We start from the raw sequence: 26,876 nt of genomic DNA on the forward strand, positions 1-26,876 counted from the left end.
CGTGGCGCCGTTCACCGTCCTGCACGTCTGCATGGGCAACATCTGCCGCTCGCCGATGGCTGAGCGTCTGCTCGACCGGGCGGTCCGTGACCGTCTCGGTGGCTCGTCCGGCGCCGACCTGGTGCGTAGCGTGAGCGCGGGCACCGGCGGCTGGCACGAGGGCGAGGAGATGAACCCGCCCGCGGCCCGGCAGGTGCGCGCCCGGGGCGGCTCGATCGACGGCTTCGAGGCCCGCAAGCTGCGCGGCGACTTCCTCGACGAGGCCGACCTGATCCTGACCGCGACCGCGGATCAATACGACTACGTGGTCGCGTTGCGGCCCGAGGCGGCCACCCGCACGTTCGTGCTCGGCGAGTTCGGCCGGCTGATCGCCTCGATCGACCCGTCCGAGCTGCCGCCCGCCGGAACCGACGCCGACGCCGTACAGGCCCGGGGCGAGGCGATCATCGCCGCGGCGGCCCGGCTGCGCGACGGCGACGGCCCGCGGCCGGGCGACGACCTCGACGACCCGTGGGGCCGCGGCGACCAGACCTTCCAGCGCATCGGCGACGAGATCGAGGACACGACGGTCCCGTTCGCCGCGCTTCTGCTGCCATGACCGGCCGTGTCGTCGCCCCCGATGCCGCGGGCATCCGGGCGGCCGTCGAGCTGTTGCGGGCCGGGTCGGTGGTCGCGTTCCCCACCGAGACGGTGTACGGCCTGGGCGCGGACGCCTTCTCGGTCAAGGCGGTCGCCGAGATCTACCGTCTGAAGAACCGTCCCTCGTGGAACCCGCTGATCGTGCACGTCGCGGACGTCGCGGCGGCGGGCTCCCTCGTCGAGGAGTGGCCGGCGGCGGCCGACGACCTGGCCGCCCGATTCTGGCCGGGACCGCTGACGCTGGTGTTCCGGCGGGCGCCGCACCTGGCCGGGGTCGGGGCCGACAACGACACGATCGCCATCCGGGTGCCCGCCCATCCGGTCGCGCTGCGCCTGCTCGAGGCGTGCCGGCTGCCGCTGGCCGCGCCGAGCGCGAACCGGTCCGAGAGCATCTCGCCGACGACCGCCGAGCACGTCGTGCGCAGCCTGCCCGACGTGCCGCTGGTGCTGGACGGCGGGCCGAGCTCGTGGGGCATCGAGTCGACCGTGCTCGACCTGACCACGCCGACGCCGACGCTGCTGCGGCCGGGTGCGCTCGGGCTGCGGGCGATCCGGTCGGTGACGGGCGCGATCGCGTTGCCCGGCAACGGACCGGCCGACGGGACCGCCCGCCCGTCGCCGGGAATGAGCCGACGGCATTACGCACCGCGAGCTCGGTTGATCTTGGCGCCGGAGGTCGGCGAGACCGGCGAAGAAACCGGAGTGCTCGCGTATGAGGGCCCGGAAGGGAAAAACCGGGAGCTGCTCCCGGCCGACCCGCGCGAGTACGCCGCCGACCTCTACGCCGCGCTCCACCGGCTCGACGACGCCGGGGTGGCGACCATCCTGGTGCAGGAACCGCCCGACACCGAGGACTGGCTGGCCGTTCGCGACCGGCTCACGCGCGCCGCCGCTCGGTAGGCGACTCGGCTCCACGGGCGATGTTGCGGGCCATCCCGCTGAACACGATCCCGTGGAACGGCACCACCGACGCCCAATAGGCGTGCCCGGCCAGCCCGCGCGGCAGGAACACCGCCCGCTGGCGATAGACGCTGGCCCGGTCGCCGTCCGGCTCGGCCGACATCTCCAGCCAGGCCCGGCCGGGCACCCGCATCTCGGCCCGCAGCCGGAGCAGCTTCCCGGGCACCAGTTCCTCGACCCGCCACCAGTCGAGCGCCTCGCCGATCCGCAGACGCTGCCGGTCGCGCCGGCCGCGGCGCAGCCCGACCCCACCGACCAGTCGGTCCAGCCACCCGCGTACGGCCCAGGCGAGCGGGAACGAGTACCAGCCGTTGTCGCCGCCCACACCCTCGATCACCCGCCACAGGTCGGCCGCCGGGGCGGACACCTCGCGGCAGCGCTCGTCGACGTACATGCTGCCGCCGGACCAGTCCGGGTCGCTGGGCAGCGGCTCGGCGGCGGCGTCCCAGGCCGCGGCGGTCGACCAGCGGGTCTCCACGTTGGCGTCCCGGACCCGGCCGAGCGCGAGCCGGACCGCTTCGTCGAAGCCGAGAAGCGGGGTCCGGTCATGGACGTACGCGTCGAGGTCGTGTTCCTTCGCGATCGCCTCGTGCACCAGGCTCGCGACCAGCGGCCGGGCGATCGCGTTGGGCACCGGCGTGATCAGTCCGACCCAGTGCGCGGACAGCCACGGGCTGAACGGCCGCAACGGCACGATGCCGCGCGGCCGCAGGTCGGCCACCCGGGCGTACCGGCGCATCATGTCGGCGTAGCTGAGCACGTCCGGCCCGCCGATGTCGAAGCCGCGGCTGACCTCGGGCGGCAGCGTGGCCGCGGTGACCAGGTAGCGCAGTACGTCCCGGACCGCGATCGGCTGAATCCGGTTGCTCACCCAGCGCGGCGTCACCATGACCGGCAGCCGCTCGGTGAGGTAGCGCAGCATCTCGAACGAGGCCGACCCGGATCCGATGATCACCGGGGCGCGCAGCACCGCCGTCGGCACCCCGCTCTCGAGCAGGATCCGGGCCACCTCGGCCCGCGAGCGCAGGTGCGGTGACGGCCGGTCGCCGGGCGGCGGCTCGGGTCCGCCGAGGTAGACGATGCGCCGGACGCCGGCCGCCCGGGCCGCCGCGGCGAAGTTGCGGGCCGCGACCCGGTCAGCCGACTCGAAGTCGGCGCGACCGAGCGAGTGCATCAGGAAGTATGCGACGTCGACGCCCTCGAACGCCGGGACCAGCGACACCGCGTCGCCCAGATCGCCCTCGACGATCTCGACCCGGTGGGCCCACGGCATGTCCCGCAGGCGGCCGGCACTGCGGGACAGGCAGCGTACGGCATACCCCGCCTCGATGAGGCGGGGTGCCAGACGGCCGCCGATATAGCCGGTCGCGCCGGTGACCAAGCAACGCATAACTGGAGACTGTGCCCGTCAGCTGCGGTTCTAAGCCATATGCTCAGCTGCAGGGCAGCGTTGCCACAGCTGGGGGAGGGCGCGTGGACACGACCTTCTGGGGTCCCGACTTCGCGGAACTCGAGCGCGACGATCCGGAGATCGCCCGGGTGCTCCTCGACGAACTGGCCCGGCAGCGCGGCGGCCTGCAACTGATCGCCAGTGAGAACTTCACCTCGCCCGCGGTGCTGGCCGCGCTCGGCTCGACGCTGGCCAACAAGTACGCCGAGGGTTATCCGGGGCGTCGCTACTACGGCGGCTGCGCCCAGGTCGACCGGGCCGAGCAGCTCGCGATCGACCGGGCCACACTGCTGTTCGGCGCCGACCACGTCAACGTGCAGCCGCACTCCGGCACCTCGGCCAACCTCGCCGCGTTCGCCGCCCTCGCCGAGCCGGGCGACACCGTGCTCGCCATGGAGTTGCCGCACGGCGGGCACCTCACGCATGGCAGCCGGGTCAACTTCTCCGGCAAGTGGTTCCACCCGGTGGGCTACCGCACCGCGCCCGGCACCGAGCTGATCGACTACGACGAGGTGCGCGACCTCGCGCTGGCTCACCGGCCCAAGCTGATCATCTGCGGGGCCACCGCGTACCCCCGGCTGATCGACTACGCGCTGTTCCGCGAGATCGCCGACGAGGTCGGCGCCTACCTGCTGGTCGACGCCGCGCACGTGATCGGCCTGGTCGCCGGCGGGGCGATCCCGTCGCCGGTCGAGCACGCGGACGTGGTCACGTGCACCACCCACAAGGTGCTCCGGGGACCGCGCGGCGGCATGATCCTCTGCCGCGCCGAACTGGCCCGCCGGATCGACAAGGCGGTCTTCCCGTTCAGCCAGGGCGGCCCGATGATGCATGCCATCGCGGCCAAGGCGGTCGCCTTGCGCGAGGCGGGGAGGTCACGCTTCCAGTGGTACGCGCGGCAGGTCGTCGACAACGCACGGACCCTCGCCACCGGTCTGGCCGCCGAGGGGATGCGGCCGGTGACCGGTGGCACCGACACCCACCTGGTCCTGGCCGACCTGCGGGAGCTCGGGGTGACCGGATGCGACGCGGAACTGCGCTGCGAGCAGGCCGGGATCACGCTCAACAAGCACGCTTTGCCGTACGACCCGGAGCGGGCCGCGGTGACCTCCGGTGTGCGCCTGGGTGCGCCGGCCGTTACCACGCAGGGCATGGGCGAGGGCGAGATGCGTACGATCGCGGGGTTGATAGGCGCGGCCGTCCGCGCCGATCCGCAGACCGAGGGTGGTGCTCGCGTCCTCCGCGAGCTCGCGGAGGAGTCGCGTGCCCTGGTCGATCGCTTCCCCGCATATGACAGGCAGGATGTCTTCGCATGACCGAGCCCGACGTCACGCACGACCCCGAGGTGCCAGTGACCAAGGTGCCAGCCCAGGCGCACGCCGGCATCGTGCGCACGATCCTGGGCCGCGATGACGAGGACGACGACCGCCCGCTGCCCGACCTGCCGCCCCTGCCGGCCGACCCGCGCTGGCGCATCGAGCACCTGCCGCTGATCACGGCGATCGGCTTCGCGCTGGTCCTCTTCGGCTTCTCGGCCGGCCTGCTGATCGGCGGCATGCCGGCTGCGCTGGGCGTGTCCGGCGGCATCCTGATCGTGACCATCGGCGTAAGCCTGACCACCCTGGCGATCGCCTGGGCGGACGTCATTCGGCCGGAACTGGTCCTGCCGGTCGGGATGAGTGTCTACTTTGTGAAATACGCGGCGATCGTCTTCCTGATGTTCGCCGTTGTCGGCAGCGACTGGAGTGGCGCGCGTCCCATGTTGTGGGGGCTGGCGATCGGCGCCGTGTTGCTGACCGGCGTCCAGGCCTGGTGGCTCACCCGGCTCGCCAACCGGCGGGCGGCCACCGTGCCGCCCACCGGCCAAGATCCCGAATAGCGGTCCTGGTCAGCGCGAACAGGCGCAAGATCGACTTGAGGGATGATGCCCGATCCGGTGACTGCTGCGTGCCGTGCGTGGATTCAACTTGCAGCAGGGGAGTACTGTTTCGCCAATTGGCGCGGCCACCCGTCGCCCGGACAACATCGCGTTGCCCGGGGGGTGCTGCATAGCCTTCTGTTTCCGGCTGATATCTTTCTCCCAGTCATGGCCGGTCAGTTACCCCCATCTGGTGAACCCCCCAAGGACGACACTCCGCCACCCCCCATCGATTCCGGGGCGGGCATGGCGGCGGTCAGTTACCTCATCGGGGGCATGATCGTATGGGGTGGGATCGGCTGGCTGGTGGATCACCACTTCCACACCCACGGCATCGCGTTCGGCATCGGGGCGGTCGTTGGGGCGGCGGCTGGTGTCTACCTTGTTGCGCGCCGCTTCGGCGCCTGACCTGGAAGGGCTATCGTGACCGGTCAGACGACTGTACTCGCGGGGGGCGTGCCTTGGCCGCCGTCGGTTCACGACTTCTATGCGCCTGCGATCGCGCCCTGGGGCGCTGACGGCTACCACAATCCGTGGTTCACCAAGATCACGGTGATGCTGTGGCTCTCGGTCGCGGTCATCATTCTTTACTTCCTGCTGTCGTACCGGAAGCCGAAGCTCGTTCCGACCAAGAAGCAGTGGATCGCCGAGTCGATCTACGGCTTTGTGCGGAACAACATCTCGGTCGACATGCTCGGCACCAAGGACGGCGTGCGTTTCGCGCCCTACCTGGCAACAGTCTTCATCTTCATCTTCGTGATGAACCTCTGGGGCATCATCCCCTTCTTCCAGATCTCGCCGAACTCGCACATCGCGTTCCCGGTCGTCCTCGCGATCCTGAGCTATGTGATCTTCATCTATCAGGGCTTCAAGCGGCACGGCGGCACGTACCTGAAGCACGCGCTGATCCTGCCCGCGCCGTGGTTCATCCAGCCGATCCTGATCCCGATCGAGTTCTTCTCGACGTTCATCGTGCGGCCGTTCTCACTGGCCGTCCGGTTGTTCGCGAACATGTTCGCGGGTCACATGCTGCTGCTGGTGTTCACGCTCGGCGGCTTCGCGATGATCAACGCGAACGCGCTGCTGTCGCCGGTCTCGGTCCTGTCCTGGGTGATGACGATTGCTTTGACGTTCCTCGACTTCGCCGTGATCGCGTTGCAGGCTTACGTCTTCACCGTGCTGACCGCCAGCTACATCCAGGGATCGCTGGCCGAAGGCCACTGAACCCTCAAGGTTTCTTGTAAGTCCCCGTAGTCGTCCCGCGTGATAGTCACGCGAGATTTCAGGAGGAACTCCTAATGATCACCGCCGACGTTGTGGGTAGCACCGCCGCCATCGGTTACGGTCTCGCCGCCATCGGCCCGGGTGTGGGTGTTGGCCTGATCTTCGCCGCTTACATCCAGTCCACCGCTCGCCAGCCCGAGGCCGCTCGCATCACTCAGCCGTTCATGTGGATCGGCTTCGCCGTGGTCGAGGTTCTCGCCCTGCTCGGTATCGCGTTCGGCTTCATCTGGCAGGGCCAGCTCTGATCCCCTGCCCTCGAGGGAGGCGCACATGATCCACATCGCCTATCAGGCCGCCGCGGAAGAAGCGATCAACCCGATCGTTCCGCTCTGGCAGGAGCTGGTGCTCGGCGCCGTCGCGTTCGCGATCGTGGCGTGGGTGCTGATCAAGTTTGTTTTTCCGCGCATGGAGGAAACCTTCCGGGCGCGTGTGGACGCGATCGAGGGCGGCATCAAGCGGGCCGAAGAGGCCCAGGCTGAGGCCAACAAGACTCTCGAGCAGTACAAGGCCCAGCTGGCCGAGGCTCGCACCGAGGCCGCTCGCATCCGCGACGAGGCCCGGGCCGACGCCGAGGGCATCCGCCAGGACGTTCTCGCCAAGGCGCGGGAGGAGTCCGAGCGGATCATCCAGGCCGGCAACGACCAGCTCGGTCAGCAGCGGGAGAGCATCCTCCGGGAGCTGCGGTCCGAAGTGGGGTCGCTCGCGGTCGACCTGGCCGGCAAGATCGTCGGAGAATCCCTCGCCGACGAGGCTCGTAGCCGGGGCACGGTCGAGCGCTTCATCAACGAGCTCGGTGCGACCGGCTCGGCGGGCGGGCGGCGCTGATGGCGTCGAGCGCCAGCCGGGATGCCCTCGCCAAGGCGTCCGAGAAGCTCACCGCGGACACCGCGAAGGTCACGGCCGCGCAGCTGGCCACGGTCGCCGACGAGATCCTGTCGGTGGCCGGCCTGCTGCGGGCCCAGCCACGCCTGCGGCGGGCGCTGACCGACCCGGCCCGCTCCGGCGACAACCGGGCCGAGCTGCTCCGTTCGCTGCTGTCCGGCAAGCTGTCGCAGATCACCGTGGACACGCTGGCCACCCTGGTGGCCGGCCGGTTCGGTGCGCCGTCGGAACTGCTCGACGCGACCGAACGCCTCGGTGCCGAGGCGCTGCTCGACTCGGGTGACCGGGCCGGCGAGCTCGCCGACATCGAGGACGAGCTGTTCCGCTTCGGGCAGATCGTCTTGGGCAGCGGAGAGCTGGCTGTCACGCTCAGTGATCCCGGTGCGGCTCCCGAGCGGCGGGTTAAGCTGGTGGAGGACTTGCTCAAGGGCAAGGCCAAGCCGACCACGCTCCGTCTGGTCGAGGTCGCGCTGGAAGGGTTCGGGGGCCGTGGTTTCGACGGTTCACTGACCCGGCTGGTCGAGATGACCGCGGAGAAGCGCGACCGCCAGGTGGCGTACGTCGTGGTGGCCAAGCCCCTCACTGACAGTGAGGAGCAGGCGTTGGCGAGCAAGCTGTCCGATCTGTACAACCGGCCGGTGTCGCTGAAGATCGACGTCGATCCCGAGATCATCGGGGGCGTCAGCGTCAAGGTGGGTTCCGACCTCTACGACGGCACGGTCCTGCGGCGCCTCAACGAGGCGAAGCAGGCCTTTCGCTAAATAGATATTCCTCACACCAGGGGCGTTGACCGCCCCGGTGACCAGGCCCCTCGGCGGCGGCGACGTCCCGAGCTAGACAGAGAAGGCAGAGGATGGCCGAGCTGACCATCTCCTCGGACGAGATCCGGGGGGCGCTAGAGCGCTACGTCTCGTCCTACACGCCCGAGGTCTCCCGCGAGGAGGTCGGCATCGTCTCCGATGCGGGCGACGGCATCGCGCACGTCGAGGGCCTGCCCTCGACCATGGCCAACGAACTGCTCGAATTCGAAGACGGCACGCTGGGTGTCGCCCTGAACCTCGACGTCCGTGACATCGGCGTCGTGGTGCTCGGTGAGTTCACCGGCATTGACGAGGGCCAGCAGGTCAAGCGGACCGGCCGCGTCCTCTCGGTGCCGGTCGGCGACGGGTTCCTCGGCCGGGTCGTCGACCCGCTGGGCAACCCGATCGACGACCGCGGCGAGATCGCCAACGAGGGCTTCCGCGAGCTCGAGCTGCAGGCGCCGAACGTCATGGCCCGGCAGCCGGTGAAGCAGCCGCTGCAGACCGGCATCAAGGCGATCGACGCCATGACGCCGATCGGCCGCGGCCAGCGCCAGCTGATCATCGGCGACCGCAAGACCGGTAAGACCACGGTCGCGATCGACACGATCATCAACCAGCGCGCCAACTGGGAGTCCGGCGACCCGGAGAAGCAGGTCCGCTGCATCTACGTCGCGATCGGCCAGAAGGCGACCACGATCGCGTCGATCCGGGGCACCCTCGAGGAGCAGGGGGCGATGGAATACACGACCATCGTCGCGGCTCCGGCGTCCGACCCGGCCGGCTTCAAGTACATCGCTCCTTACACCGGCTCGTCCATCGGCCAGCACTGGATGTACAACGGCAAGCACGTCCTGATCGTCTTCGACGACCTGACCAAGCAGGCCGAGGCCTACCGCGCGGTGTCGCTGCTGCTGCGCCGCCCGCCGGGCCGCGAGGCCTACCCGGGTGACGTCTTCTACCTGCACTCCCGGCTGCTGGAGCGCTGCGCCAAGCTCTCCGACGAGCTGGGCGGCGGCTCGATGACCGGTCTGCCGATCATCGAGACCAAGGCGAGCGACATCTCGGCGTACATCCCGACGAACGTCATCTCGATCACCGACGGCCAGATCTTCCTGGAGACCGACCTGTTCGCCTCGGGTGTCCGCCCGGCGATCAACGTCGGCACCTCGGTGTCCCGGGTGGGCGGTTCGGCGCAGGTCAAGGCCATGCGTTCGGTCTCCGGCCGGCTCCGCCTCGACCTGGCCCAGTTCCGTGAGCTGGAGGCCTTCTCGGCCTTCGCGTCCGATTTGGACAAGGCGTCGCGGGCCCAGCTCGACAAGGGCGTACGCCTGGTCGAGCTGCTCAAGCAGCCTCAGTACTCGCCGTACTCGGTGGTCGACGAGGTCATCGTGATCTGGGCCGGCACCACGGGTCAGCTCGACGACGTCCCGGTCGGCGACGTGCGCCGCTTCGAGACCGAGTTCCTTCCCTGGATCAAGCGGCACCGCAGCGACACCTACACCGCGATCGAGTCGTCGGGGCTGCTCAACGACGACAACCTCGAGGGCCTGAAGTCCGGCATCGACGAGTTCAAGGAGCTCTTCCGCTCGGGCGACACCGGCATCAAGGTCAACGAGACCGAGGCGGCCGCCCTGGCCGACGGCCGCGAGACTCGCGAGACGGTGACCCGCGAGGTTCCCCGTCCCGCGGACAAGAGCTAGTCGTGGCCGGTCAGGTACAGGCCCTCCGGCGGCGCATCCGCACCGTCCGGTCGACCAAGAAGATCGCGAAGGCGCAGGAGCTGGTCGCGACCAGCCGCATCGCCAAGGCGCAGGAACGGGTCACCGCCTCCAAGCCGTACGCGGAGGCGATCACCCAGGTCCTGACCGCCCTGGCGTCCAACGCCTCGATCGACAACCCCCTGCTGGTCGCCCGTGAGCGGGTCCGGCGGGCGGGCGTCCTGCTGATCACCAGCGACCGCGGCCTGGCCGGCGCCTACAACGCCAACGCCATCCGCACCGCCGAGCAGCTGATCTCCCGGCTGCGCAGCGACGGCAAGGAGCCGGTGCTGTACGTCGTCGGCCGCAAGGGCGTCGGCTACTACCGGTTCCGTAACCGGCCGATCGAGACCAGCTGGACCGGGTTCTCGGAGCGTCCGTCCTTCTCCGACGCCAAGCGGATCGGGGACGCGCTGCTCGAGGCGTTCATCGCGGGAGCGGACGATGCGGACGCGCACTACGGCCCCGACGGCATTCAGGGCGTCGACGAGCTGCACATCGTCAGCACGCAGTTCAAGTCGCTGATGACGCAGTCGGCGGAGGCGCACTTCCTGGCGCCGATGGAGGTCGAGGACCGGGAGGCCGAACCGGGTCTCCGCCCGGCGTACGAGTTCGAGCCGGACGCCGACGAGTTGCTCGAAGCGTTGCTGCCGAAGTACCTGAACACGCGGATCTACGCGGCGTTGCTGGACTCGGCGGCCAGCGAGTCGGCATCGCGCCGGCGGGCGATGAAGAGCGCGTCGGACAACGCGGACGACCTGCTCAAGCGGTACACGCGCGAGATGAACTCCGCGCGGCAGGCTGCGATCACCCAGGAAATCAGTGAGATCGTCGGCGGCGCCAACGCGCTGGCCGCGTCGGGAAGTGATGAGTGATGACTGCTGTAGCTGAGCCCACCAAGACGGAGACCGGCGTCGGCCGCGTCGTCCGGGTCATCGGCCCGGTCGTCGACGCCGAATTCCCGCGCGACGCCATGCCCAACATCTACAACGCGTTGCACGTCGACGTGACCCTCTCCGAGGGCACCAAGACGCTGACCCTGGAGGTCGCACAGCACCTGGGCGACAACCTGGTCCGTGCGATCTCGATGCAGCCGACCGACGGTATGGTCCGCGGCGCCGAGGTCACCGACACCGGCGCCGGCATCTCGGTGCCGGTCGGCGACGTGACCAAGGGCCACGTGTTCAACGCTCTCGGCGAGGTGCTCAACGTCGACCCGTCGACGCTGGACATCCAGGAGCGCTGGGCGATCCACCGCGCGCCGCCGCCGTTCGCCGACCTTGAGCCGAAGACCGAGATGCTGGAGACCGGCATCAAGGTGCTCGACCTGCTCGCGCCGTACGTGCGCGGCGGCAAGATCGGCCTGTTCGGTGGCGCGGGCGTGGGCAAGACGGTGCTCATCCAGGAGATGATCATCCGCGTTGCCCGCAACTTCGGCGGTACGTCGGTGTTCGCCGGCGTGGGCGAGCGCACCCGTGAGGGCAACGACCTCATCCTGGAGATGGAGGAGGGTGGCGTTCTCGACAAGACCGCCCTCGTCTTCGGCCAGATGGACGAGCCGCCGGGCACCCGCCTGCGGGTCGCCCTGACCGCGCTGACCATGGCGGAGTACTTCCGGGACGTCCAGAACCAGGAGGTGCTGCTCTTCATCGACAACATCTTCCGGTTCACCCAGGCCGGCTCCGAGGTCTCCACCCTGCTCGGCCGCATGCCGTCGGCCGTGGGTTACCAGCCCACGCTGGCCGACGAGATGGGCCAGTTGCAGGAGCGGATCACGTCGGTCCGGGGCAAGGCCATCACCTCGATGCAGGCGATCTACGTGCCCGCCGACGACTACACCGACCCGGCTCCCGCCACCACGTTCGCCCACCTGGACGCGACGACCAACCTCGAGCGGTCGATCTCCGACAAGGGCATCTACCCGGCCGTGGACCCGCTGGCCTCCAGCTCGCGGATCCTGGCGCCGGAATACGTGGGTGCCGAGCACTACGCGGTCGCCCGTGAGGTGCAGCGGATCCTGCAGAAGTACAAGGACCTGCAGGACATCATCGCGATCCTCGGTATGGACGAGCTCTCCGAGGAGGACAAGGTCACGGTGCAGCGGGCTCGCCGCATCGAGCGCTTCCTCTCGCAGAACACGTACGCGGCCGAGCAGTTCACCGGCGTCCCCGGCTCGACGGTCCCGCTGAAGGAGACCATCGAGGCGTTCAAGAAGATCAGCGAGGGGGAGTACGACAACTTCCCCGAGCAGGCCTTCTTCATGTGCGGCGGCCTCGAGGACCTCGAGAAGAACGCGCACGAGCTGATGAAGGGCTGACCTTTACGGCGTACTGACGGGCCGCACCGATCGCAGGATCGGTGCGGCCCGTTGCCGTTTCCCTGGTGGTTTTCGTCCGTTTGTACCCAATACGTGCGCCTTTTGGAGTATATGCCGTTGGCTAGGCTGGCCTCCTGCACGCTAAGTGATCAAGCGGTCTACCCACGGAGATCAAGTGCCTGAGCCATCGAGACATCGCACGCCGCTGTGGGCACGCCTGTGCGCGGTTTTCGGCTGCGTGCTCATGATGGTCAGCGGCGTCGCGATCGTGGCGAGCAAGCTCCTGGTCGCCCGCTACGAGAATGCGGTGCACAACCAGGACCTCTTCGGCGACACCGCGGCCGCCGCCCGGCCGTCCGACATCCAGGGCCCGCTCAACATTCTGCTGGTCGGCATCGACCCGCGCGACGCGAACACCGCGCCGCTGTCCGATTCGATCATCGTGGTGCACGTGCCGGCCGGTATGGCGAAGGCGTACCTCTTCTCGATCCCGCGCGACCTGCTGGTCGACATCCCGGCCTTCGACAAGACCGGCTTCCGCGGCGGGCGCGCCAAGATCAATGCCGCCATGTCGTACGGCAGCTCGGTCGCCAACGGCAAGCACGACGTCGCCCAGGGCTTCGACCTGCTCGCCAAGACGGTCTCCCGGCTCACCGGCATCCCCGCGTTCGACGCCGGCGCGATCGTCAACTTCGGCGGCTTCAAGAAGATCGTCGACGCGATGGGCGGCGTGACGATGACGATCGACCAGAACGTGAAGTCCGAGCACCTTCAGCCCGACGGTCGTCCCCGGCCGCGCTATGAGCGGTGCGCCGACAACACCTGCGCGCACCCCTATTACGGCCCGCAGGCGACCTACCGGCCCGGCACCTATCACCTGCAGGGCTGGCAGGCCCTCGACTACGTGCGGCAGCGCTACGGCCTGCCCAACAGCGACTACGACCGCCAGCGGCACCAGCAGCAGTTCATCAAGGCGATGGCCCAGCAGGCGCTGAGCAAGGACGTCGTCACCGACCCGGGCAAGCTCGACAAGGTGCTCAAGGCGGCCGGCAGCGCGCTGATCTTCGACGGCAAGGGCCACAGCGTGGTCGACTGGGGCTTCGCGCTGAGGAGCATCCGCTCGCCGGACATGACGCTGATCAAGATGCCGGGCGAGTCGTTGTTCGACGGCGGCGCCTATCTGGGCGAGGGCTTGAAACCGAGCGCGACCGACTTCTTCGGTGCGGTCGGCCGGGACGACATCGGCAATTTCCTCTTCGACCATCCGGAATACGTCAACAAGGCGAGCTGATCCGGGGTGTGGCGGTCGCCACCCGGCGCCACGGCGCCCGGCGGCGCCGTTTAGACTTCACCCCATCGGTTCCCTCTCACCTTCGTGAGATCTAACCAGGGAGAAAGCGTGGCCAACCAGCTGCACGTGAACGTCGTAGCCGTCGAGGAGCGTGTGTGGTCCGGCGATGCCGAGATGCTCGTCGCCCGCACGACCGAGGGCGAGATCGGCGTGCTCCCCGGTCACGCCCCGCTGCTGGGTCTGCTCAAGGAGCCGTCGCAGGTTCGGGTCAAGCTCGCCGGCGGTGAGCAGCTGACCTACGACGTGGCCGGCGGATTCCTCTCGATCGACGCCGACGGGGTCACGGTTCTCGCCGAGAGTGCGACGCCCGCTCAGCCCGAGACCCACTGACGGCCCGCGATGCGGGTTCTGGAAGTCTTCGGAATCTGCGTCGTCGCGCTGCTCGCGCTCCTCTTTGCGATCTTCTTCCGCGCCCGGCTGTTCATGCTGGGCGGCGGCACCATCCGCCTGCAGGTCCGGGTCAGCACGCTGGTCCCGGGCCGCGGCTGGTCCACCGGCATCGGCCGGTTCCACGGCGACGAGCTGCGGTTCTACCGCATGTTCAGCCTCGCCTTCCGCCCCAAGCGCATCCTCGACCGCGGTGACCTGGTCATCGACGAGCGGCGGCTGCCCGAGGGCCCGGAGCGGCTCACCATGCCCGGCCACTGGATCGTGCTGCGGCTGTCGACCCGGGGCGACCAGTTCGACATTGCGATGGCCGAGTCCACGGTCACCGGTTTCCTGTCCTGGCTCGAGGCGGGGCCACCCGGGCCGCCGGGCTCGGTGGCCCCGCGTCCCGCAATCCACCCGCGCCCCATCGAATACTGAGCGCTCGCTGCCGATGACCGCGGCGGGTAGGTTGCTTGTCGATGAGCAACCTTCCCGACCCCGGGCGGGCGTCCACCCTGGACGACTTCGCCGAGACCCTGCGTGGCCTCAAGGCGTGGGCCGGTAACCCGTCGTTCGAGACGATCACCGGCCGGGTCAACCGGCGGCGGTCCAAGGGCGAGCGGGTCGGCAAGACCACCGTGGTCGACTGCTTCCGGCCCGGTCGCCGCCGCATCGACGCCGACCTGGTGGCCACGGTCGTCGAGGCGCTGCACCCCGACCCGGACTACGTCGCCCAATGGCGGCAGGCGCTCCGGGCGATCCGCGGCGAGACCGAGGCGGCCTCCCAGGTGCGTGTGCTCGACGCCCTGCCCGGCGATCTGAAGACCTTCACCGGCCGCCAGGCCGAGCTGGAACGGCTCTGCGATCTCGCGCGGCGCGGCCGGTCCGCCGGCGACGCCCTCGTCATCTCGGCCCTGGCCGGCATGGCCGGAGTCGGCAAGACCCAGCTGGCCGTCCACGTCGGGCACGCCCTGCACGAACAGGAGCCGTTCGAGCAGATCCTCTTCGTCAACCTGCGCGGGTTCCACCCCGATCCGACGCAGCCGCCGGCCGATCCGGGCGCGGTGCTCGACGGGTTCCTGCGTCAACTCGGCGTGACCGGGCATCAGGTGCCGCACCCGGTCGAGGCCCGGACGGAGCTGTTCCGGCGAAAGCTGTCCGGGCGGCGCAGCCTGGTCGTGCTCGACAACGCCTCCGACGAGGAGCAGATCGAGCCGCTGCTGCCGGGCGTGCCGGGCTGCGTCACGCTGGTCACCAGCCGTCGCAACCTGCCGGCGCTCGACCCGGTGTCCCGCTTCGCGCTCGACGTCTTCAGCGAGGCCGAGGCGATCGAGTTCCTGGCCGCCGAGGTGCCGCAGATCCCGGTCGGCCCCGACCCCGGCGCGCCGGCCCGGATCGCCCGCCGGTGCGGCCGGCTGCCCCTCGCGCTGGCGCTGGTCGCCGGCCACATGCGGACCAAGCCGGGCTGGACCCTGACCGATCATGCGGACTGGCTCGACGAACGCCATGCGAGCCGCCGGCTCGACTCCGAGGTCGAACTCGCGCTCGAGGTGTCGTACCGGAACCTGACCCCCGGGGAGCGGAAGCTCCTCCGCCTGATCGCCCACCACCCGGGTCCGGATTTCGACGCGCGGGCGGCGGCCGCGCTGGGCGGCATCGATCTGGCGACCGCCGACGCACGGCTGGGCGAACTGGCGTCCGACAACGTGCTGTCGTCGGCGTCGCCGGGCCGCTATCAACTGCACGACCTGGTGCGGGCCTACGCGGCGGCCCGATCGGCGGACGAGGACCGCCGCTCCGACCGGCACGCCGCGATGACCCGGCTGCTCGATCACTACCTGGCGACCACGGCGACAGCGATGGACCGGCTCGACCCGGCCGGCAAGACGCTCCGGCCCGCGATCGGAGCGCCGGAACTGCCGCCTGAAGATCTAGAGGAGCCGCTGACCTGGCTCGAAGCCGAGCGGCACAACCTCATCGCGTCGGTCACCTTCGCGGCGGCCGAGGGCCGGACCGAGCATGCCACCCGGATGGCGGTCGTGCTCTCGCGCTATCTGCAGGGCCGCTACAACACCGCGGCGCTGCTGGTGCACGAGTCGGCGGCCCGGGTGGCGCGGCAGGTCGGCGACGAGATCGGCTATGCCGGAGCGCTGGCCGGTGCGGCCAACGCCGAGATCTTCCTCGGACGGCACGACGCGGCGGCCCGCAGCCTGGAGAACGCGCTGCGTATCTTCCGGCGCCACGACCGGCCGGCAGACACGGCCCGCGTGCTCAACAGCCTCGGCATCGCCCAGGCCCGGCTCGGCCGCTACCAGGAGGCCATCGACCTCTCGCAGCAGTCCCTCGACCTCTACCAGTCGCTCGGCGACCGCACCGGGCAGGCCCGGGCGCTGATCAACCTGGGCAACCTGGCCGCGCGCCGCGAGCAGCCGGACGCCGCGGTCGAGCACTATCGCGAGGCGCTGCGGGCCTATCAGGAGACCGGCGACCGGAACGGGGAGGCGGTAGCGCTCGGCAACCTGGGCGGTGCCGAGTTGAAGCGGCAGCGGTACGACGCGACCGAGGGCTACCTGAGCCGGGTGCGCGAGCTCAGCCGGGAGCTGCGGCGGCGGAACCTCGAGGCGAACGCACTCGACGACCTGGGCCGGCTCAGCACCCGGCGCGGCGACGGCGAGCGGGCGGTCGGCTACCACCGGCAGTCGCTGGCGATCTATCACGATCTCGGCGACCGGGGCAGCGAGGCGTGCTCGCACAACGGGCTCGGCGAGGCGGCCCGGGCCCGTGGACGCTTCGAGGAGGCCCGGGACGAACATCTGCGGGCGCTCGAGATCGTCGACGACCCGGCGGTCGACGACCGGAGCGAGCAGGCCCGCGCGCACACCGGGCTGGCCGAGGCCGCCCGGGAGCTCGGGAAGGTCGTCGAGGCGAGGGAGCACTACCTCGTGGCGCAAGGCCTGTGGACAGAGCTCGGTTCTCCACGGGCGGCCGAAATCGCCGAGGCGCTGGCGGCCCTCGACCGCTAGCGTCCGAGGCATGCGAATTCGGATCGTCGACGCGTTCACCGATCGCCCCTTCGCCGGAAACCCGGCCGGGGTGGTGGTTCTCGACTCCTACCCGGACGACGCGTGGATGCAGTCGGTGGCGGCCGAGGTCAACCTCTCCGAGACCGCGTTCGTGCACCCGCTGCCACCGGGCGGAGACGCCGGCTTCGCGCTGCGCTGGTTCACGCCCGCGGTCGAGGTCGCGCTCTGCGGGCACGCCACGCTGGCCACCGCGCACGTGCTGGCCCGACCGGGCACCGTCCGCTTCGCGACCCGCCAGAGCGGGGTGCTGAGCGCCACCGCGGCCGGCGACGGCGCCTACACGCTCGACTTCCCGGCCGCTCCACTCAGCCCGCTGCCACCCGACCCCCGGCTCGCCGACCTCCTCGGTGCCGAGATCGTCTCGCTTCACTACACCGGCCCGATCACCGATGACTACCTGGTCGAGCTCAAGTCGGAGCAGGCGGTCCGCGAGCTGACACCCGACCTGGCCGGCCTGGGTGGGTTCTCGCACCGCGGCATCGTGGTGACGGCGGCGGCCGATGCCGACTACGACTTCGTCTCCCGCTTCTTCGGCGTCGGCGTCGGCGTGCCCGAAGACCCGGTGACCGGCAGCGCCCACACCGCCCTGACCCCGTTCTGGGCATCGCGGACGGGCCGGAGCGAGATGGTCGGCTACCAGGCCTCCCCCCGGGGCGGCGTGGTGCGGGTGGCGCTGAAGAGCGACCGCACCATGCTCACCGGCCACGCCGTCACCGTGATCGACGGGGAACTCAGGGCTCAGCCGGGCGGCTCCGACTGGATCTCGACCTCGTAACCCCAGTTGTCCTCCAGATAGGCCGCATAGGTGTCGGGGCCGCCGGCGTGCGGGTGGCGGTCGGCGAAGAGGAGCGACCAGCCGTGCCCGGGTGCGTCGGCGGTGAGCCGGTCGACCTCGTCCCGGCCGGCCGCCGTGAAGGCCAGGTGGTTGAGGCCGGGCGCCTTGCGGTCGTGGACATCGCCGGTCAGCGCCGGCGACTGCTCCAGCACCAGATAGACGTCCCCGTGCCGCCACGAGCGCCCGGCCGGCCAGTCCTGGAAGTGCTCCCAGCCCAGCTCGCCCAGCAGCCAGCCCCACGGACCCACCGCGCCCGGCAGGTCGGGCACCCACAGCTCCACATGGTGCAGCATCAGGCGCTGCCGCCGGTCGGCCACAGTTCGGCGTGATGCGGCATCAGGTGCCGCCGCTGGTCGCCGACAGTTCGACGGCGCGGCATCAGGCGCCGCCGCCGGGCACCCAGGTGACGTCGCCGCCCGGGTTGGCCGCCCGGGACAGGATGAAGAGCAGGTCGCTGAGCCGGTTGAGGTATTTCGCCGGCAGTTCGGAGGTTCGCTCGGGCTCGGCTGCGATCAACGTCCACGCCGAGCGTTCCGCTCGGCGTGCGACCGTACGCGCCACGTGCAGCAGAGCCGCACCCGGTGTGCCGCCCGGCAGGACGAAGCTGTTGAGCGCCGGAAGATTCTCGTTGTATTCGTCGCACCAGCCCTCGAGCCGGGTGATGTAGTCCTCGCTGATCCGCAACGGGGGATAGGGCGGGTCGTCGGCGATCGGATTGCACAGATCGGCGCCGACGTCGAAGAGGTCGTTCTGCACGGTGCTCAGCACACCGCGTACGTCCTCGGGAAGCGCACCGAGCGCAAGCGCCACCCCCAAGGCCGCGTTGCACTCGTCCGCGTCGGCGTAGGCGGAGATTCGCGGATCGGTCTTCGCGACCTGCTCGTTGTTGCCCAGGCGGGTCTGTCCGCCGTCGCCGGTCCTGGTGTAGATGCGAGTGAGATGCACGGCCATGCCCCCACCCTACGGACGTTCGCCCGCGGGCAGCCTCCTACCATGGCCCGCGTGGATGTGATCAGGGTGAAGGGCGGCGCACGCCTGGCCGGGGACGTGATGGTCGGCGGCGCGAAGAACTCGGCGCTCAAGCTGATGGCGGTCACGCTGCTGGCCGAGGGGCGCAGCGTGGTCGAGAACGTTCCCCGGATCACCGACATCGCGATCATGGCCGAGGTGCTGCGGCGGCTGGGCTGCCAGGTGGGCCTCGAGGGCAACCGCGCCACCATCGACGTGCCCGGCGAGCCGGGCAGCGAGGCCGACTACGACCTGGTGCGCCGGCTGCGCGCATCGATCTGCGTGCTCGGGCCGCTGCTGGCCCGCCGCGGCTACGTGCGGGTGGCGCTGCCCGGCGGCGACATGATCGGTTCGCGCGGCCTCGACATGCACATCTCCGGCCTGACCAGGCTGGGTGCCGAGATCTCCGGCGAGCACGGATTCGTGATCGCGTCGGCGCCCAAGGGCCTGCGCGGCGGCAAGATCTGGCTCGACTTCCCGAGCGTCGGCGCGACGGAGAACATTTTGATGGCGGCCGTGCTGGCACGCGGCGTCACCGAGATCGACAACGTGGCACGCGAGCCCGAGATCGTCGACATCTGCGAGATGCTGACCGCGATGGGCGCCCGCATCGACGGTGCCGGCACGTCGACCCTGACCATCGAGGGGGTCAGCGAGCTGCGCCCGGTCGTGCACACCACGGTCGGCGACCGCATCGTGGGCGGCACCTGGGCCTTCGCGACCGCGATGACCCGCGGCGACGTGACCGTCCGGGGTGTACGGCCGGAATACCTCGACATCGCGCTCGACAAGCTGGTCAACGCCGGCGCGATGATCGAGCCGGGTGACAACCTGTTCCGGGTGCGCATGGACGAGCGTCCCCGCGCGGTCGACATCGTGACGCTGCCCTATCCGGGCTTCGCGACCGACCTGCTGCCGATGGCGATCGGCCTGGCCTCGGTGGCCGAGGGCGCCTCGCTGATCACCGAGAACATCTTCGACGGCCGGTTCATGTTCGTGAACGAGATGGTCCGGCTCGGCGCCGACATCCGCACCGACGGACACCACGCGGTGGTCAACGGGCGGGAACGCCTCTCCGGCGCCCCGGTGCGGGCGACCGACATCCGGGCCGGGGCCGGGCTGGTCATCGCCGGCCTGTGCGCCGAGGGGGTAACCGAGGTCGGTGACGTCCACCACATCGACCGGGGCTACCCCGACTTCGTCACCGATCTGGCCAAGCTGGGGGTCGACGTGGAGCGGGCCGACGTGCCCGAGCCGACGTTCGACTTCTAATAGGCTCCCACCACGCGGCGGGCCTCTTCCAGCTGCTCGGTGAAGACCAGCACGGCGGTGCGCCCGTCCGGGCCGACCGCCCGGGTGGCCCGGATGCCGGCGTCGCCGAGCATCTGCCGGATCTCCTCGGCGATCTCCGGGGTCTCGGCGAACGCGGCCGGCCCGAGCAGGCCGTAGTCGTCCTCCGGGTCGCGGGTGATTGTCCAATGCAGGCCCAGCCCCATTCGCCGGAAAACGGCGCCGAGAACGACGACCAGACCGACGGCGATCAGCGGCCCGACGAGGTACCAGCCGTTGCCTGTGGGCATGGGCACAGTCTGGCACCGAGGGTTCGCCTTTTCCCCGGATTTGCCCCGATCGGAGCAGGTGCCCTTCCTGAGTTTCCGTTCAGTAGGGTGAGTCCTGTTCTGGTATCGCTCTGGAAGGGGTTCACATGGCGGGTCGACTCGCGGTCATCGGCTCCGGGCTGATGGGTTCCGGCATCGCCCAGGTCTCGGCGCAGGCCGGCTGGCAGGTCACCATGCGGGACGTTGACGACGCGTCGCTCAAGCGCGGCATGACGGCGATCCGCGACTCGTTGAACCGGTTCGCCGCCAAGGGAAAGATCGCCGAACAGGACGTCGAGGCGACGCTCGGGCGCATCACCCCCACCACCGACATGGACTCGGCCGCCGACGCCGACGTGGTGGTCGAGGCGATCTTCGAGAAGGTCGAGGCCAAGCACGAGGTCTTCCGCGCTCTCGACAAGATCTGCAAGTCGGGCGCGGTGCTCGGCACCAACACCTCGGCCATTCCGATCACCCAGATCGCCGCGGTCACCGAGCGCCCCGAGTCGGTGGTCGGCATCCACTTCTTCTCGCCGGTGCCGATGATGAAGCTGGTCGAGCTGGTGCGCGGCTACCAGACCTCGGACGACACGCTGGCCTCGGCACGCAACTTCGCCGAGGAGGTCGGCAAGACGTGCGTCGAGGTCAAGCGGGACGTCGCCGGCTTCGTCTCCAACCGGCTCTTCTCGGCGATCCTGGTCGAGGCGATCAAGTTGGTCGAGTCGGGCGTGGTCAGCGCGGCCGACCTCGACACGGTGATGAAGCTCGGCTTCGGCCACGCCATGGGCCCGCTCGCCACCGTCGACCTCACCGGCCTCGACGTGATGCTCAACGCGGCCGGCAACATCTACCGCGACACCCAGGACGAGAAGTTCTTCCCGCCCGAGCTGCTGCAGCGCATGGTGACGGCCGGTGACCTGGGCCGCAAGACCGGAAAGGGTTTCTACACCTACTGAGCAGTACCGGCTGTACCCTTTTTCCGACATTTCGGCTCGGGGGGAGCGGCTGACATGGTGGTGCAGGCACCGGCGGTGGAGGACACCCAGTGGGCGCTGGCCGAGGCGCGCAAGGAGGCGCTGGCGGTCGCGCCCGGCTGGTTCCGGGCGTGGCCCAAGGGCGGCGAGAAGTGGTCGGCCGTGAACCTGCGGTCGGCCACCCAGGTCATCGTCAACCACAGCCGCGAGGATGACCGGCACCCGGACAGCTGGACGGTGCGGGCGCTGTTCGGCAACCACGCGGTCGAGCTGCGGTTCGGGCCGTACGACTCCAAGGACCAGGCAATCCTGGTCGCCCACGCGGTGCTGAAGGTCGCGTTCGGCGACGAGCCGCCCGCCTAGTCAGGCGATAGTTTGCGCCCCGGGCGGACGGTGGGGGACCGGCTTCGGCCGCGCCCGAGGTCCGGGGCCGCCTCCGGGAAGTCAAGGGTCAGCCCGGGAGGCGGGGCCCAGGTTGTCGGGGACGTTGCGGCCGGCGTCTACTCGCCGCTGAGTACGCCGGCGGCCGTCGAGAGACGTGTCAGTCCTAAAGTTCGTCCGGCGAGTTGAGTTTCGATGCGGGTCCGTAAAGCAACCCGGGCGAACGAGGTTTGTGTTTTTTGGGTCGCCGGGACCCGCGGGCCGAGGTGGGCCTGTCAGCGGGAGCCGGTGAACGCCAGGGAGATCAGGGTGGCGGCGACCATGCCGCCGCCACCCGTCTAGCGGGAGCCGGTGAACGCCAGGGAGATCAGGGTCACGGCGACCATGCCGCCGCCACCCGGCTAGCGGGAGCCGGCGAACGCCAGGGAGATCAGGGTGGCGGCGACCATGCCGCCGAGCAGGGTCAGGCCGACGCCGCCGACGTCGAGGCGGGCGCGCAGGCGGCGGCGGGCGAACAGGGCCGCGATCGGCACGCCGACCGACGGCGCGGCCAGGAAGGTGGCCCAGCCGAGCCCACGCAGGACCGGGCCGCCCCAGATGCCGATGCTGCCGAAAGTCACCAGTCCGGCCGCGACCAGCGACGCCATCGCCGCCAGCACCGCGCCGGCCAGCGGCAGCAGGGCCAGGGCCCAGCGCGGCAGCGGGCGCCGGCCGAGCGGCCGGATCGTGTCGTCGATGCGGGAGGCGGCGCGGGCCAGCAGCGTACGCGGAGACTCGCGACCGTTGGTCGCGACCGACGTCAGCGGGTCCGAAGGGTTGCGCGGCAGCGCGACCCGAGGCAGTGACTCGACCGGCGCCGGCTCCGGGACCTCGCCCAGCGCCCGCACCCGCAAGCCGCGGGCCCGCCGCAGCTGATCCCAGAGCCGGGACGCCTCGCGGTCGATGTCGAGCACCTGGGCCGCGGCCGCGCCCGCCCACCGGTCGGCCGACGTGGCGTCGCCCTCGGCGCGGGCCAGCTCGCCTGCGGCCTGGGCCGCACTGGCCTGGTAGGCCTGTTCGGCGCCGGTCAGTTCGTCGTCGCGTTTACGGGTGGCCTCGGCCAGCGCGTTGACCATCAGCTGGTAGTCGTGGCCGGGCGGGCGGCGATCACGCATGGTCACTGTTCACCTCGTACGGGATGATCACTTCCGGGGTGCGGTGCACCGACCGGTCGAAGAACAGGCCCCGGCGGTGGCGCGGGTACCAGACCGGGCCGCCCGGCTGCGGGTGCAGCGGGGCCAGGTCGGCACCCTGCACGTCGAGTGCCACCCAGGCCCCGATCGCGTCGAGCCGCGCGCCCGGGCCGCCCAGGCTGTCGCGCAGCCGGGCCACCGAACGCCACCAGCCCAGCACGTGGGTGCGTTCCTCGGGGCCTTCGGTCAGCAGCCGGCGCAGGGCGGCCGGGTCCTTGCAGTTGTCGAGCGCGTAGCCGAGCACGTAGTGGGGGCGGTCGAGGATCGGCACCTCGGCCGGGTCCGAGAACCAGTCGGCGGACGGCAGTTCGGCGACCAGGCGGGCCGCCGCCCGGCCCGCGTCCGGGTCGAGGCAGACCACGCTGAAGTGGGCCGGGCCCTGGGCGGCCAGCGACAGCGCGGCCGCGGCGAGCACGTCGCACGCCTCCTCGACCCGGGTGCCGAGGACGGCCAGGTTGCGCCCGGGCATCCGGCCCAGCCGTAGCCGGGCCGGCCGGGCGGCCACGTCGATCCGCTCGCCGAGCACCGCGCCGGGCGAGGAGCCCACCGGCGCGTCCAGGGGCGGCACCGGTCCGGACGGCCGGCACGACGAAGGGAGCCGCGGCACCGCGTCGCCGTCGAAGATCCGGGGCTGCTCGCAACCGGCCGGGCGGGCTCGCCAGAGCCGTCGTTGCAGGCCGCGCCAGGCGGTGCGGTCGCCGGCGTCCGGCAGCCGCACGATCAGGTTGGCGCCGGGGGCGCCCGACTCGGCGTTCACGACCGCGTGGTGGCGCGGGATCACCGCGGCGGCCAGGTTCTCGTCGGCCAGGATGCGGCGGGCCTTGGGCAGAGCGATCCGCAGCGTGAACTGTCCGATCAGGCCGGAGCGGCCCCACAGTGCCTCGATGCCGGAGACGTCCTGCGAGGCCAGGATCAGGTGGATGCCCTGCGAGCGGCCGCGCCGGGCCAGATCCTCGAGCAGGGTGACCGCCTCGTCGGCGACCGCGTCCCGGCCGGCCAGCAGCACCTGGAACTCGTCGATCACGGCGACGATCCGCGGCCAATGACCTGCCGGGTCCTCGGCCCGCAGCTCGGACAGCTTCGCCGCGTCGTGCCGCTTGGCCGCCTGGGCCCGGGTGCGCAGTTCCTCGCTCAGGTGCCGCAGCATGGCCAGGCCGAACTCGCGGTCGCCGTTGACGTTGAGCCCGGCCAGGCGTACCTGGGGAAGCCAGCTCGAGTCGCGCGGCCCCGGCATGAACCGGGCGAACGACACACCCTCCTTGAAGTCGAGGAGGTAGAGGGCCAGTTCCTCCGGGCTGTAGCGGGTGGCGAGCGCGGCCACCCACGCGTACAGGAGGTTGGTCTTGCCGGACCCGGAGGGGCCGCCGATGAGCGCATGCGGCGGATCGTCGCCGAGCGGCACCTCGACGAGCCCGCCGCCGCCGTCGGTGCCGTCGCCGATCGGCGCGATCAGGCCGTGGGCCGACGACTCGGACCAGAACTTCGGCGGCTCCAGATCGGACATCCGGGCCGGTGGCGGCCCGGCGCGCAGGCGTTCGGCGGTCGCCCGGCAGAACGCCGCCACCTGATCGGCGGGGGGCGGCGGGTCCAGGCGGATCTCCAGGTCACCGGTCAGATCGCAGGTCGCCGTCTGGTCACGCACGGCGAGGCGGCGCACGGTCGGGTGCTCGGCGAGCTCTAAACCCCGGACGATCAGGTGTACGCCGCAAGCCACGCCCGTGCGCACGATGCGGTCGAGTTGCGCCCGCTGTGCGGCGGTCAGCTCGCCGGCGGTGGCGCGGTCGGCGAGCAGGACCACGACCTGCCAGGGTTCCGCTCGCGGCCCGGTGCGGGTGGTCGTGGCCGCGCTCAGATCGGCCAGCGAGACGTATTCGCCGGCCAGCACCGTCTCGTTGACCCGGCAGATGTGCTCGACCAGCCCGTCGAGCATGCCGCCGAGCCCGCCCGGCCCGACGAACGAGATGCCGAGCGGCGCGAACGACGCGAGCGTGCCACCCAGGTGCTCGGGGTCGTAGACGGTGAGCCGGACCTCGCCCGGCCGGGTGCTGCCGAGCGCGCGCAGCAGCAGGCCGGTGATCATCCCGTCGACGGTGGCCTGGGGGCCGCTCAGCTCGAGGTGGGCGGCGTCGAGCAGCGGGACCAGGCCGGGCAGCGCGACCGCGTCGTCGAGCCCGAAGGTGCCGATGCGCAGCAGGCCGGGGCGGGTGCCGGGTTCGGGTTCGGTCGGCGACCACATCCGCCAGGGCAGGCCGGCCGCGCCGGAGGCGCTCAGCGCGGCCAGGTGGCGTACGTTCCCGGCGAGCCGGGCGGTTTCCAGCTGGTAGCGGTGCTCGATGTCGCGGCGGGCCGAATCGCGGGCGTCGGCCAGCTGGTTGAGGCAGGTCGCGTACGCGTCCCGCACCAGCCGACGTCGATTCTGTGCCTCGCCACGGGCCGACTCCGCGGCCGCCAGTACCGCCCGGGCGGCCCCGCGCGCCTCGGCCAGTTCCTGGCGGACGGTGGCGACGAGCGCGTTGCGGTGGTTACCCACACGACCCCCCGGAAATCACGTAGGGGGATTTTACGGATTTTGCCCCTTCCTGTGGGCTTATGTGCTGCGTGTCGTGGTCGGGCGCTTCCCGGCCGCCAGCCGGGTCAGCCATCGGGGGTCGGTGCTGACCATGTCGTCCCACAGGTCGCGGGCCACCCGCGCCGCACCCTCGGACTGCCAGCGGCGCAGCAGATGGCGCGGAACGTACTGCCGGATCCACTCCATCGTGCGACGGGCCTCCAGGTCGAGGTCGTCGCTCGGCCGCCGCGAGAGGCCCTCGTTCTGGCGCCGCGAGAGGCTCTCGCTCTTGCGCCGCGAGAGGCTCTCGCTCTTGCGCCGCGAGAGGCTCTCGCTCTTGCGGCGGGAGTATGGCTGAAGCCCGAGCAGGGAGCAGAAGTAAACCGCGTTGTAGTGGCGCCACTCCTCGTCGGTGGAGAACTTTCCGGCCGGCCGCAGCCCGGCCACCGCCTCCTCCAACACGTGGCGCAACCCGTGGGCCCGGGCCAGCGGCTGCTCGACCGGGATCTTGAGAAGGCGCCGATCGACCGCGGGCAGGTCGATCAGCGGGCTGCGCAGCAGCCGGCCCGGGTCGCCGTAGCTGTCGAGAGCCTGGAGCACGAACTGCAGGAAGTCGGCCTCGGTGGTCGCAAGCATCCGGCTGCGCTCGCGGCGCCGGGGCAGTGCCTCGCCGAGCAGGAACAAGGCGTGCCGGTCGGCTCGCACCCGCTCGTCGGACCAGAACGCGACCCGGTCGAGCAGGCGGTGCACCGGGCCGCCCAGCCCGATCGCCGTCATCACCACGCCGACCACCGCGAACTGGAAGACCGCGACCATCCGTGACGAGGTCACGAACATGGTCAGGATGACCGGGCCGCCGACCAGCAGCAGCCCGCCGACCGCGGCGACCAGCGAGCGGCTCAGGTCGGGCCGCAGCCGCTCGCCCGCGTCGACCGCCTCGGCCACCGCCACCAGGTAGCCCAGGATCAGCACATCGACCCCGATCGCGGCGATCGCCAGCCAGGGCGCGCCGAGGTCGGCCGGGCCGACCAGAAGTGCGAGCGCGGTGCCGTAGAGCACCGCGACCAGGCTCAGCGCGAGCGGGAGCAGGCGCGGCTCGACCTGGTCGCGGAACCGCCAGAGCAGTGACAGGCCGCCGAGCAGCGGAGCCAGCACGACCAGCCGCCCGGCCGGCGGCAGCACCACCGCGATCACCACGAACGCCGCCGACACGACCAGCCAGCCGCGCTCGATCTGGCGCCGCTCGGGCACGAACGACGGCAGCAGGGCGACCGCGGAACCGGCCCAGAACAGGGCCGGGACGGCCAGGAGGACCTCGGCGGTGGTGCTGCCCGGGGCGAGCGTCCAGGCGATGACGCCGGCCGCGTACGCGATCAGGGCCCCGGCGGCTCGTCGCCCGGCCGCGCGGGCCGGGTCACGCCCGACCAGATAGCAGGCGAGCCACCAGGTGAGGGCGAAGGCGGGTACGGCGATCGCGGGCACGCGAA

General features: G+C 70.8%; 27 protein-coding genes. 20 read left to right on the forward strand and 7 right to left on the reverse strand.

Translation table 11 applies throughout. From position 1 onward, the window contains the following. Position 1: 1 nt before the first annotated feature. Together ACIA5C_RS36800 and ACIA5C_RS36805 are read left to right on the forward strand one after the other, a co-directional pair. Positions 2-598, forward strand: coding sequence for a phosphotyrosine protein phosphatase (locus tag ACIA5C_RS36800; RefSeq protein ID WP_396063423.1), 597 nt, complete (start codon positions 2-4; stop codon positions 596-598). After that, positions 595-1,539, forward strand: a complete 945-nt coding sequence (locus tag ACIA5C_RS36805) for an L-threonylcarbamoyladenylate synthase (protein ID WP_396063425.1) — start codon at positions 595-597, stop codon at positions 1,537-1,539. Before ACIA5C_RS36800 ends, ACIA5C_RS36805 begins: the two co-directional genes overlap by 4 nt. Here ACIA5C_RS36805 and ACIA5C_RS36810 read toward each other — a convergent pair. Beyond that, positions 1,517-2,989: an SDR family oxidoreductase gene (locus tag ACIA5C_RS36810; protein WP_396063427.1), complete on the reverse strand. Its 1,473-nt coding sequence runs from the start codon at positions 2,987-2,989 to the stop codon at positions 1,517-1,519. The genes ACIA5C_RS36805 and ACIA5C_RS36810 overlap by 23 nt on opposite strands. 83 nt (positions 2,990-3,072) lie before the next feature. On the opposite strand from ACIA5C_RS36810, the gene glyA reads away from it, so the two are divergent. From glyA to ACIA5C_RS36885, 15 genes are all read left to right on the forward strand, one after another. Beyond that, the gene (glyA, locus tag ACIA5C_RS36815; protein ID WP_396063429.1) at positions 3,073-4,365 is read left to right on the forward strand and encodes a serine hydroxymethyltransferase; all 1,293 of its coding nucleotides are present in this window, start codon (positions 3,073-3,075) and stop codon (positions 4,363-4,365) included. Then, positions 4,362-4,928 carry a hypothetical protein gene (locus ACIA5C_RS36820; protein WP_396063431.1) on the forward strand — a complete coding sequence of 189 codons (567 nt, stop codon included), beginning with the start codon at positions 4,362-4,364 and terminating at the stop codon, positions 4,926-4,928. The genes glyA and ACIA5C_RS36820 overlap by 4 nt, the downstream gene beginning before the upstream one ends. A gap of 42 nt (positions 4,929-4,970) precedes the next feature. Then, a complete protein-coding gene (locus ACIA5C_RS36825) occupies positions 4,971-5,375 on the forward strand; it encodes a hypothetical protein (RefSeq protein ID WP_396063444.1) in 405 nt (134 codons plus the stop codon). A gap of 15 nt (positions 5,376-5,390) precedes the next feature. Next, positions 5,391-6,191, forward strand: a complete 801-nt coding sequence (gene atpB, locus ACIA5C_RS36830) for a F0F1 ATP synthase subunit A (RefSeq protein ID WP_396063446.1) — start codon at positions 5,391-5,393, stop codon at positions 6,189-6,191. A 74-nt stretch (positions 6,192-6,265) separates the two neighbouring features. Next, positions 6,266-6,496, forward strand: coding sequence for a F0F1 ATP synthase subunit C (locus ACIA5C_RS36835; RefSeq protein WP_396063448.1), 231 nt, complete (start codon positions 6,266-6,268; stop codon positions 6,494-6,496). A 25-nt stretch (positions 6,497-6,521) separates the two neighbouring features. Continuing rightward, the gene (locus ACIA5C_RS36840) at positions 6,522-7,076 is read left to right on the forward strand and encodes a F0F1 ATP synthase subunit B (protein WP_396063450.1); all 555 of its coding nucleotides are present in this window, start codon (positions 6,522-6,524) and stop codon (positions 7,074-7,076) included. Then, a complete protein-coding gene (locus tag ACIA5C_RS36845) occupies positions 7,076-7,894 on the forward strand; it encodes a F0F1 ATP synthase subunit delta (protein WP_396063452.1) in 819 nt (272 codons plus the stop codon). The genes ACIA5C_RS36840 and ACIA5C_RS36845 overlap by 1 nt, the downstream gene beginning before the upstream one ends. Positions 7,895-7,986: 92 nt before the next feature. Beyond that, positions 7,987-9,636, forward strand: a complete 1,650-nt coding sequence (atpA, locus tag ACIA5C_RS36850) for a F0F1 ATP synthase subunit alpha (protein WP_396063454.1) — start codon at positions 7,987-7,989, stop codon at positions 9,634-9,636. A 2-nt stretch (positions 9,637-9,638) separates the two neighbouring features. Next, entirely contained in the window at positions 9,639-10,568 is a 930-nt protein-coding gene (locus tag ACIA5C_RS36855) for a F0F1 ATP synthase subunit gamma (protein WP_396063456.1), read from the forward strand. After that, entirely contained in the window at positions 10,568-12,010 is a 1,443-nt protein-coding gene (atpD, locus tag ACIA5C_RS36860) for a F0F1 ATP synthase subunit beta (RefSeq protein ID WP_396063458.1), read from the forward strand. The genes ACIA5C_RS36855 and atpD overlap by 1 nt, the downstream gene beginning before the upstream one ends. A gap of 244 nt (positions 12,011-12,254) precedes the next feature. Continuing rightward, positions 12,255-13,301, forward strand: coding sequence for an LCP family protein (locus ACIA5C_RS36865; protein WP_396063520.1), 1,047 nt, complete (start codon positions 12,255-12,257; stop codon positions 13,299-13,301). Positions 13,302-13,409: 108 nt separating this feature from the next. After that, the gene (locus ACIA5C_RS36870) at positions 13,410-13,691 is read left to right on the forward strand and encodes a F0F1 ATP synthase subunit epsilon (RefSeq protein WP_396063460.1); all 282 of its coding nucleotides are present in this window, start codon (positions 13,410-13,412) and stop codon (positions 13,689-13,691) included. 9 nt (positions 13,692-13,700) lie between these two features. Then, on the forward strand, positions 13,701-14,168 hold the full coding sequence (locus ACIA5C_RS36875; protein ID WP_396063462.1) for a DUF2550 domain-containing protein: 468 nt from the start codon (positions 13,701-13,703) through the stop codon (positions 14,166-14,168). A gap of 41 nt (positions 14,169-14,209) precedes the next feature. Further along, the gene (locus ACIA5C_RS36880) at positions 14,210-16,753 is read left to right on the forward strand and encodes a tetratricopeptide repeat protein (protein WP_396063464.1); all 2,544 of its coding nucleotides are present in this window, start codon (positions 14,210-14,212) and stop codon (positions 16,751-16,753) included. Positions 16,754-16,763: 10 nt separating this feature from the next. After that, a complete protein-coding gene (locus ACIA5C_RS36885; protein WP_396063466.1) occupies positions 16,764-17,588 on the forward strand; it encodes a PhzF family phenazine biosynthesis protein in 825 nt (274 codons plus the stop codon). Here the strand turns inward: ACIA5C_RS36885 and ACIA5C_RS36890 are convergent. Next, positions 17,552-17,941 carry a VOC family protein gene (locus tag ACIA5C_RS36890; RefSeq protein WP_396063468.1) on the reverse strand — a complete coding sequence of 130 codons (390 nt, stop codon included), beginning with the start codon at positions 17,939-17,941 and terminating at the stop codon, positions 17,552-17,554. The two genes, ACIA5C_RS36885 and ACIA5C_RS36890, sit on opposite strands and share 37 nt — an antisense overlap. Positions 17,942-18,026: 85 nt before the next feature. Next, the gene (locus ACIA5C_RS36895) at positions 18,027-18,599 is read right to left on the reverse strand and encodes a cob(I)yrinic acid a,c-diamide adenosyltransferase (RefSeq protein ID WP_396063470.1); all 573 of its coding nucleotides are present in this window, start codon (positions 18,597-18,599) and stop codon (positions 18,027-18,029) included. A gap of 42 nt (positions 18,600-18,641) precedes the next feature. Here ACIA5C_RS36895 and murA point away from each other — a divergent pair, with 42 nt between their 5' ends. After that, positions 18,642-19,928, forward strand: coding sequence for a UDP-N-acetylglucosamine 1-carboxyvinyltransferase (gene murA / locus ACIA5C_RS36900; protein ID WP_396063472.1), 1,287 nt, complete (start codon positions 18,642-18,644; stop codon positions 19,926-19,928). Here murA and ACIA5C_RS36905 read toward each other — a convergent pair. Next, entirely contained in the window at positions 19,925-20,236 is a 312-nt protein-coding gene (locus ACIA5C_RS36905; RefSeq protein ID WP_396063474.1) for a hypothetical protein, read from the reverse strand. The genes murA and ACIA5C_RS36905 overlap by 4 nt on opposite strands. Before the next feature lie 125 nt (positions 20,237-20,361). Here ACIA5C_RS36905 and ACIA5C_RS36910 point away from each other — a divergent pair, with 125 nt between their 5' ends. Continuing rightward, positions 20,362-21,210, forward strand: a complete 849-nt coding sequence (locus ACIA5C_RS36910; protein WP_396063476.1) for a 3-hydroxyacyl-CoA dehydrogenase family protein — start codon at positions 20,362-20,364, stop codon at positions 21,208-21,210. Between the two features lie 54 nt (positions 21,211-21,264). Further along, positions 21,265-21,591, forward strand: a complete 327-nt coding sequence (locus ACIA5C_RS36915; RefSeq protein WP_396063478.1) for a hypothetical protein — start codon at positions 21,265-21,267, stop codon at positions 21,589-21,591. Positions 21,592-22,010: 419 nt separating this feature from the next. On the opposite strand, the gene ACIA5C_RS36920 is transcribed toward ACIA5C_RS36915, so the two are convergent. The 3 genes from ACIA5C_RS36920 to ACIA5C_RS36930 are packed head-to-tail and all read right to left on the reverse strand — an operon-like array spanning position 22,011 to position 26,871. After that, positions 22,011-22,763 (reverse strand): hypothetical protein, encoded by a 753-nt coding sequence (locus ACIA5C_RS36920; protein ID WP_396063480.1) that lies wholly within the window; start codon positions 22,761-22,763, stop codon positions 22,011-22,013. Next, positions 22,756-25,371 (reverse strand): FtsK/SpoIIIE domain-containing protein, encoded by a 2,616-nt coding sequence (locus ACIA5C_RS36925; RefSeq protein WP_396063482.1) that lies wholly within the window; start codon positions 25,369-25,371, stop codon positions 22,756-22,758. The genes ACIA5C_RS36920 and ACIA5C_RS36925 overlap by 8 nt, the downstream gene beginning before the upstream one ends. Positions 25,372-25,428: 57 nt before the next feature. Continuing rightward, positions 25,429-26,871 (reverse strand): hypothetical protein, encoded by a 1,443-nt coding sequence (locus ACIA5C_RS36930; RefSeq protein ID WP_396063484.1) that lies wholly within the window; start codon positions 26,869-26,871, stop codon positions 25,429-25,431. Positions 26,872-26,876: the final 5 nt, after the last annotated feature.

Origin of the sequence: Actinoplanes sp. NPDC051343 (assembly GCF_044455125.1) — a bacterium.
GTDB lineage: Bacteria > Actinomycetota > Actinomycetes > Mycobacteriales > Micromonosporaceae > Actinoplanes.